Raw genomic sequence first — 8,440 nt, forward strand, 5'->3', positions numbered from 1 at the left:
ATCGTACCGGTACTGTCCGGCCGGTACTATCATCGGAGCATGGTTCGACTCCCGCTCAGTCCCGACGAGCTCGAACGCGGCCGCCGGCTCGGTGCGCTGCTCCGCTCGGCGCGTGCGGACCGGTCGATGCTCGACGTCGCCCTCGCCGCCGGCGTCTCGCCCGAGACCCTCCGGAAGATCGAGACCGGCCGGATCGCGACCCCGTCGTTCGCGACGATCGCCGCGCTGGCCGGGGTCGTCGGGCTGTCCCTCGACGCCCTCTGGGCCGAGGTCCAGCCCGCTCCGTCCGGCAGCCGGACGGTCGGGTCTGCCCGGCCCTCGAGGACGCCGGCGGCCGGGTCCGCCCGTCGCTAGGCCGAGCCGCCGGTCGGCAGCGCGGGCACGCCCGGCTCGTCGAGCCACGGACCCGTGACGCGACGCACCGCGAGCTCCGTCACGCCCGCCGCCGCAGCGAACGCCGCGAACACGTCCGTCGGCGCCACCGCGCCGTGCCGGTGCTCCGCGGTGATCGCGCGGAGACCCGTGGTGAACGCCGTGTCGCCGAAGGTCCGACGCACCGCGTGCAGCGCGAGGGCACCGCGCTTGTAGACGCGGTCGTCGAACATGTCGGCCGCGCCCGGGTCCGCGACCACGAGGTCCTGCGGCCCGGCGAGCAGCCCGTCGCGGTACCGCTCGGCGAGCGTGTCGGCGGAGTCGCCCCCGCGGTGCTCCGACCACAGCCACTCGGCGTAGCAGGCGAAGCCCTCGTGCAACCAGATGTCGCGCCAGCGCGCCGCGGTCACGGAGTTGCCGAACCACTGGTGCGCGAGCTCGTGCGCGATCAGCCGGTCGGTGCCGTGCTCGCCGTCGACGTGGTTCCGCCCGAACACCGCGAGGCCGTGGGCCTCGAGCGGGATCTCGAGCTCGTCGTCGGTCACCACGACGCCGTACGACGAGAACGGGTACGGACCGAAGACGTCCGCGTAGAGCGCGAGCATGTCGGGCACGCGCCCGAAGTCCGTCCGCACGGCGGCCGCGAGGTCCGCCGGGTGGTGCACGGTCACGTCGGGCAGCGCGTCGCCGGAGGCACGGCGGAGCGCGGTCGTGCGGTACCGCCCGATCTGCACCGTCGCCAGGTACGTCGCCATCGGCTCGGTCACCGCCCAGGTCCAGGTGGTGCCCGCCCGACCGCGCTCGCGCCCGAGGAGATCGCCGTTCGCGACCACGTCGTAGCCCGTCTCCGCGGTGATCTCGATCCGGTAGGTCGCCTTGTCGTCGGGGCGGTCGTTGCAGGGGAACCACGACGGGGCGCCGGTGGGCTGCGCGGCGACGATGACGCCGTCGGTCAGTTCCTCCCAGCCGATCTGGCCCCAGGGGCTCCGCAGGGGGTGCGGCGCGCCCCGGTACCGGACGTGCACCGAGAAGTCCGCCCCGGCGGCGACCGGCTCCGCGGGCGTCACCGTGAGCTTGTGCGTGGACGTCGACACCTTGGTCGCGCGGGTGCCGTCGACGTCGACCCGGTCGACCCGCAGCCCGTGCAGGTCGAGGACGATCCGGTCCAGCTGCTCGACGGCGCGGCCGTGCACGGTGGCGGTGGCGTCGAGGCGGTTCGTCGCGACGCGGTAGCCGAGGCGGAGCTCGTAGTGCCGGGCGCTCCACCGCCGGTCGCCGCTGTGCGGGGTGTACGGGTCGGCGTCGGGGTTCGGCTTCACGGTGCCGTCGAGTCTGCCACGACGCCGTCGTCCTGGGCGGCGGTGGTGCGTTCCGCGACCGGCACCGGCGGCGCGGACGCCCACGGTGCGATGGGGTTGCCCGCCCACTGCGTGCCCCCGGGGACCTGCTCGCCGCGCATCACGAGCGACGCCGGTCCGACCGTGGCACCGGCACCGATCCCCGCCGCCGGCAGCGCGACGCTGTGCGGTCCGAGGGTCGCGCCGTCGTCGAGCCGGACCGTGTCGAGCTGCATCACCCGGTCGTGGAACAGGTGCGTCTGCACGACCGTGCCGCGCGCGACCGCCGCCCCGTGGCCGATGGCCACGAGGTCTGCCTCGGGGAGCCAGTAGGTCTCGATCCAGGTCCCGCGCCCGATGCGGGCGCCGAGGCTCCGCAGCCACGCCGCCAGCGCCGGGGTGCCGGTCGCCTGCTCGGCGAACCACGGGCGCGCGACCGTCTCGACGAAGGTGTCCTGCACCTCGTTGCGCCACACGAACGACGACCAGAGCGGGTGCTCGCGTGCCTCGATGCGACCGACGAACACCCACTTCGCGAGCGTCGACACGGCCGCCGCGACGGCGCCGGCGACGATGAGCACGGGCCCGGCGAGGAGCACGGTCCACCCGATGCCGACCGTGGACCACAGCGCGAGGAGGGCACCGGCGACGCCGAGGGCGATCGCCGCGGAGACCATCGGCGCGACCAGGCGGAGGAGCTCCCAGCACCCGCGGGCGACCTTGAGCCGGCGCGGCGGGCGGAAGGTGCGCTCCTCGTCGAACTCGGTGGTCGCACGGCGCAGGCGGACCGGGGGCGACCCGAGCCACGAGGACCCGCGCTTGGCCTTCTTCGGGACGGCGGACAGCACGGCGACGAGCGCCTCGCGCGGCACCGAGCGTCCGGCCCCGGTCATGCCCGAGTTGCCGAGGAACGCCCGTCGTCCGACCTTGGAGCGGCCGATGCGCACGAAGCCGCCGCCGAGTTCGTACGTCGCGACCATCGTGTCGTCGGCGAGGAACGCGCCCGAGGCGATCTGCGTCAGCGAGGGGATGAGGAGCACCGTCGAGATCTCGGTGTCCCGTCCGACGCGCGCACCGAGCACCCGCAACCACAGCGGTGTCACCAGCGAGGCGTAGAGCGGGAACAGGAGCGTGCGCGCCGCGTCGAGCACGCGCTCGGTGCACCACGCCTGCCAGCCCGGACGCGACCGCACGGGGTGCCGGCCCTCGTGCAGGCCGAGGGCGAGCAGCCGGACCGCAGCGACCACCAGGACCGCGTAGACCGTGCCCGCGACGAGCGTCGCGAGCGGGACGGCTGCGAGCCCGCGCAGCACCGCGGTGCCGAGCGTGCCGGCCGGCCCGACGAGCACGACGGCGACCGCCAGGCCCGCCGCGACGCCCGCGACGGGCAGGCCGGCCACGACGACCGACGCGACCCCGTACGCGACGAGCCAGCGACGACGGGCCGGGGGACGCGCCTCCCGGCCGTGACGCGCCGACCCCACGCGTTCCGCGGGGGAACCGGCCCAGCGCTCCCCGTCGGGCACCCTGCCGGTGACGGCGGACCCGGCCTCGACCTCGGCGCCCTCGCCGACGTGCGCCCCGGGCAGGAGCGTCGAGCGGCTGTGCACGACGGCGTCCGCGTCGACCCGGACGTGGCCGAGCCGGAACAGGTCGCCGTCGACCCAGTGCCCGACGAGGTCGACCTCGGGCTCGACCGACGCGCGCTTGCCGACGGTGAGCATGCCGGTGACCGGCGGCAGGGTGTGCAGGTCGACGTCGCGGCCGATCCGGGCACCGAGCGCCCGCGCGTAGTAGCTGATCCACGGCGCTCCCGCGGTGGACGGACCGTCGACGGCCTCGGCGATGCGTTCCGCGAGCCAGACGCGCACGTGCACGGAGCCGCCGCGGGGGTGGTCGCCCGGACGCACGCCGGCGAGCAGCAGGCGGGCGAGGACGACCGTGACGGCCATCTTGCCGATCGGCGTCACGAAGAGCAGCAGGGCCACCACGAGCGCCCACCACGGCAGCACCGGCAGGACGGGCAGGGTCGTCGCGTGCAGCACCGCGGCGACGAGCGCCGTCCAGGTCAGCACCCGCAGTCCCCGGAGCACCTGGACCGGCAGGCCGAGCAGGGTGAGCAGCAGCCCGGTGGTCGGCGGCACCGGGCGCACCGGTCGCCGTGCGGCGGCGGTCGGGCCGGCGTCGTCGAGCGCGGCGGCCAGCGCGCCGATCCGCGGGTGGTCGTAGACGTCGGCGACGGTCGTCGTGGGGAAGCGCTCGCGGATCGCGGACACGAGCTGCGCCGCGGTCAGCGAACCGCCGCCGTGCGCGAAGAAGTCGTCGTCGACGCTCGTCACCGGCACGCCGAGGATCGCCGACCAGCGCTCGGCGATCCACGCGACGGTGTCCGGCAGCAGTGCGGTGTCGGAGGCTCCGGGCAGCGGCCAGGGGAGCGCGGCGCGGTCGACCTTGCCGGACGTCCGGGTCGGCAGCGACTCCACCACGGCGAGCAGCGGCACGAGGGCCGCCGGCAGTTCCTCGCGGAGTCGGGCGTTCGCGGCGGTCGTGTCGATCGTCGCGCCGGCGACCGGGGCGACGTACCCGACGAGGACCTGGTTGCCGGCCGGCGTCCGCTGCACGACGGCCGCGCCGCCGGCGACGTCGTCGAGGCCCTGCAGGGCCGCGTCGACCTCGCCGAGCTCGATGCGGCGGCCGCCGAGCTTGACCTGGTCGTCCGCGCGACCCTGGAAGACCAGGCCCTCGGGGTCGTACCGGACGAGGTCGCCGCTCCGGTACGCCCGCTCCCAGCCGAGCTCGGGGAAGGGGGCGTACTTCTCGGCGTCCTTCGCCGGGTCGAGGTAGCGTCCGAGGCCGACACCGCCGATCACGAGTTCGCCGACGCCACCGGGGGCCACCCGCTGCCCCCGGTCGTCGACGACCGCCAGGTCCCAGCCGTCGAGCGGCAGCCCGATGCGCACCGGCTGGCTGCCGTCCATCAGGGCACCGCACGCGACGACCGTGGCCTCGGTCGGACCGTACGTGTTCCAGAGCTCGCGGTCGCGCGAGGCGATGCGGGCCGCGAGCTCGGGCGGGCAGGCCTCGCCGCCGAAGATCACCAGGCGGACCTGCTCGAGGGCGTCGTCCGGCCACAGGGCCGCGAGCGTCGGGACAGTGGAGACGACCGTGATGCCGTGCGCGATGAGCCACGGACCGAGGTCGACGCCGGTCCGGACGAGCGAGCGCGGTGCCGGCACGAGGCACGCGCCGTGGCCCCACGCGAGCCACATCTCCTCGCACGAGGCGTCGAACGCGACGCTGAGGCCGGCGAGCACCCGGTCGCCGGGGCCGATCGGCGCGTCCTGCAGGAACATGCGTGCCTCGGCGTCGACGAACGCGGCGGCGGACCGGTGCGTCACCGCGACGCCCTTCGGCACACCCGTCGAGCCGGAGGTGAAGATGATCCAGGCGTCGTCCTCGGTCGTCGGGGCCTCGGCGCGTGCGGCGGGGTCGACGACCGGCGAGGGCGCCGCGTCCGGTGTGCCGTCCTGCCGCAGGACGCCGCCGGCACCGATCACCCCGACCACGCCGGCCTCGCCGAAGACGAGGGCGGCGCGCTCCTCGGGGTCGTCCGCGTCGACCGGCACGTAGGCGGCGCCGGCGGCGAGCACGGCCAGGATCGACAGGTACAGGTCGCGGCCGCCCGAGGGGATCCGCACACCGACCCGGTCGCCCCGACCGACGCCGCGCGTGGCGAGGTCGTCGGCCTGCTCCCGGACGAGCCGGAGGAGCGTCACGGTGTCGATCGTCCCGGCCGGGTCCTCGAGCGCGAGGGCGTCGGGGTGCGCGGCCGCGGTCGCCTCGAGGACGTCCAGCAGGGTGCGCGGTGCCGGGGCGTGCTGGCCGCGGGCGAGTTCCGCCTGGGTGTCGGTGGTGCCGGTGCTCATCGCGCGGATCCTACTGACGCCGGGTGTCGCGCACGGAAACACGTCGCGCGGGCCGATCGGGACGCAGGAGCCGGGCTCGACGACGGGTGAAGGTCGCCGCAGGCGACATCGCGCGACGCGGACCGAGCGCAGCGAGCACCTCGTCCTGCGCGGGAGTTTCCTGTGCCCCCAGGAGGATTCGAACCTCCGCCCCTGCCTCCGGAGGGCAGTGCTCTATCCCCTGAGCTATGGGGGCTCGTGGGTGACACCAACCGTAGCAGGTCCGGTGACCCGGTCCCGACAGCGCGTGTCGCGCCCGTGTCGTGCGGACCGCCGGACGGGAGGCGCGGTGCGGGATCGCGCCGCGCCTCCCGTCCGGCGGTGGCCGGCTCAGCCCGTCGGGCTCGCCGAGGCGGTCGGCTGCAGGACGGCGCGGACCGCGTCGACGACGGGCTGCGCCCCGCCCGGCTCCGTGAAGAGCGTCGACTCGGTGGTGATCCAGTACGGGTCGGGGAAGGCGTCCGCGCGGCCGACCCCGTCGGCGAGGGCGTAGTACCCCTCGACGCGGTAGGTCGGGACGGAGCCGCCGCGTTCGTACAGCGCGTCCTTGAGGGTCGTGAGCGACTTCTCAGGCAGGTGCGCGACCGCGAGCGTGACGGTGGTGCCCGGGTCGTCGGTGGCGACGAAGCGGCAGACCCGCCCGCGCTGGCGCTCGATCGTGGCCGCGGGCGTGCCCCCGCCCGGACGCCAGTCGGTGTCCTGCCGGAAGGTCTTCCCGTACACGGCCAGCGCCTCGACGGGCAGCAGGTCGGCGCAGGACTGCCGCACGGCCGTGCCGATGGGCGTCGCCGTGGGGCTCGGGGCCGAGTCGCGGGCACCGGTGCAGCCCGACAGGAGGGCGGACGCGGCGACGGTGAGGGCGGCGACGGTGATCGCCCGGGCACGGCTGCGGGTGGTCATCCGGACATGATGCTGCACGGCGACCGGCACCGGCCCGCGAGGCACCTGGGTGTCCCGGTAGACTCGACCCTCGTGACTCCTGCCGAACTCTCCGCCGCGTACCTGTCGATCCTGACCGGGATCGTCGAGCGACGAGGCGCGTCCGACACCGTGACGATCGGGGAGTCCCACGTGGCCCTCGAGCGTCCGAAGAACCGTGCGCACGGCGACTGGGCGTCGAACGCGGCCATGCAGCTCGCCAAGCGCCTCGGCACGAACCCGCGTGAGCTCGCGACCGAGATCGCGGGCGAGCTGACCGAGCTCGACGGCGTCGCCTCGGTCGACGTGGCCGGTCCCGGCTTCATCAACATCACGCTCGAGGCTGCCGCGGCCGGCGAGATCGCCCGCACGATCGTCGACCAGGCCGAGGCGTTCGGGCGTGGCGACCTCTACGACGGCGTCCGCATCGACCTCGAGTTCGTCTCCGCGAACCCGACCGGCCCGATCCACATGGGTGGCGTGCGCTGGGCGGCCGTGGGCGACAGCCTCGCCCGCGTGTTCGAGGCGCAGGGCGGCCTCGTCACCCGCGAGTACTACTTCAACGACCACGGCGCGCAGATCGACCGCTTCGCCCGGTCGCTGGTCGCCTCCGCGCTCGGCGAGCCGACCCCCGAGGACGGCTACGGCGGCGCGTACATCGCCGAGATCGCCGCGCGCGTGATCGCGACGCTGCCGGCCGGCACCGACGTCACGGAACTGCCGCGCGACGAGGCGCAGGAGCTCTTCCGCCGCGAGGGCGTCGACTTCATGTTCGCGGACATCAAGTCGTCGCTGCACGACTTCGGCGTCGACTTCGACGTGTTCTTCCACGAGAACTCGCTGCACGAGTCGAAGGCCGTCGAGCGCGCCATCGAGCGGCTGCAGTCCCTCGGCAAGATGTACGAGGCCGAGGGCGCGCTCTGGCTCCGCACGACCGACTTCGGCGACGACCGCGACCGCGTGGTCATCAAGTCTGACGGGCAGCCCGCGTACATCGCCGGTGACCTGGCGTACTACCTCGACAAGCGCGAGCGCGGGTTCGAGCGGAACCTCATCATGCTCGGCGCGGACCACCACGGCTACGTCGGCCGCATGATGGCGATGTGCGCGGCCTTCGGCGACGAGCCGGGCACGAACCTCGAGATCCTCATCGGCCAGATGGTCAACCTGCTCAAGGACGGCGAACCGATGCGCATGTCGAAGCGCAACGGCACGATCGTCACGATGGAGGACCTCGTCGACGCCGTGGGTGTGGACGCCGGCCGGTACGCCCTCGTCCGGTTCGCCAGCGACACCGCGATCGACATCGACCTCGACCTGCTCACGAAGCGGACCAACGACAACCCGGTCTTCTACGTGCAGTACGCCCACGCCCGCACGCAGTCGGTCGCGCGCAACGCCGCCGCCTCGGGTGTGGACCGTTCGGCGTTCGACGCGTCGCTGCTCACGCACGACACCGAGGGTGCGCTCCTCGGAGCCCTTGCGGAGTACCCGCGGGTGGTGCGTCAGGCTGCCGAGCTCCGCGAGCCGCACCGCATCGCGCGGTACATCGAGCAGCTCGCTGGGCTGTACCACCGCTGGTACGACGCCTGCCGCGTGACCCCGCTCGGCGACGAGGCCGTGACGGACCTGCACCGCACGCGCCTCTGGCTGAACGACGCCACCGGGCAGGTCGTCCGCAACGGCCTGACCCTCCTCGGGGTCACCGCACCCGAGCGCATGTAGCGCGGCGCGGCGCCCGCTGCCGTCCGCACGACCACGAGCGCGTCGCGCCACGGAAGTCCGTGGTGCGACGCGCTTCCCGTTGTGCGCGGGCGGTACGCGCCACGTCGCGGGGACGCGACCCTG

The 8,440-nt window shown here is 74.5% G+C and carries 5 protein-coding genes and 1 tRNA gene; 2 read left to right on the forward strand and 4 right to left on the reverse strand.

Going from position 1 to position 8,440, the window contains the following annotated elements:
• Positions 1-39 precede the first annotated feature (39 nt).
• Positions 40-354, forward strand: a complete 315-nt coding sequence (locus H7A69_RS13530) for a helix-turn-helix transcriptional regulator (protein ID WP_182047466.1) — start codon at positions 40-42, stop codon at positions 352-354.
• On the opposite strand, the gene H7A69_RS13535 is transcribed toward H7A69_RS13530, so the two are convergent.
• From H7A69_RS13535 to H7A69_RS13550, 4 genes are all read right to left on the reverse strand, one after another.
• Complete coding sequence (locus H7A69_RS13535; protein ID WP_182047467.1) at positions 351-1,691, reverse strand: M1 family metallopeptidase; 1,341 nt, start codon at positions 1,689-1,691, stop codon at positions 351-353. The two genes, H7A69_RS13530 and H7A69_RS13535, sit on opposite strands and share 4 nt — an antisense overlap.
• Positions 1,688-5,635, reverse strand: a complete 3,948-nt coding sequence (locus H7A69_RS13540) for a Pls/PosA family non-ribosomal peptide synthetase (protein WP_182047468.1) — start codon at positions 5,633-5,635, stop codon at positions 1,688-1,690. Before H7A69_RS13540 ends, H7A69_RS13535 begins: the two co-directional genes overlap by 4 nt.
• A gap of 163 nt (positions 5,636-5,798) precedes the next feature.
• Positions 5,799-5,870: transfer RNA gene (locus H7A69_RS13545), tRNA-Arg, on the reverse strand.
• Positions 5,871-6,004: 134 nt separating this feature from the next.
• Positions 6,005-6,574 carry a hypothetical protein gene (locus H7A69_RS13550; RefSeq protein ID WP_182047469.1) on the reverse strand — a complete coding sequence of 190 codons (570 nt, stop codon included), beginning with the start codon at positions 6,572-6,574 and terminating at the stop codon, positions 6,005-6,007.
• A 72-nt stretch (positions 6,575-6,646) separates the two neighbouring features.
• Between H7A69_RS13550 and argS the strand changes: the two genes are divergently transcribed.
• Positions 6,647-8,317, forward strand: coding sequence for an arginine--tRNA ligase (argS, locus tag H7A69_RS13555; protein WP_182047470.1), 1,671 nt, complete (start codon positions 6,647-6,649; stop codon positions 8,315-8,317).
• Positions 8,318-8,440 lie beyond the last annotated feature (123 nt).

Source organism: Curtobacterium sp. ME26 (assembly GCF_903970945.1).
Classification (GTDB): Bacteria; Actinomycetota; Actinomycetes; order Actinomycetales; family Microbacteriaceae; genus Curtobacterium; species Curtobacterium citri.

What these genes read in the sequence shown, in the direction of transcription:
- H7A69_RS13530 (WP_182047466.1), top strand. Translation starts at nt 40, where the DNA reads ATGGTTCGACTCCCGCTCAGTCCCGACGAGCTCGAACGCGGCCGCCGG.
- H7A69_RS13540 (WP_182047468.1), bottom strand. Translation starts at nt 5,635, where the DNA reads ATGAGCACCGGCACCACCGACACCCAGGCGGAACTCGCCCGCGGCCAG.
- H7A69_RS13550 (WP_182047469.1), bottom strand. Translation starts at nt 6,574, where the DNA reads ATGACCACCCGCAGCCGTGCCCGGGCGATCACCGTCGCCGCCCTCACC.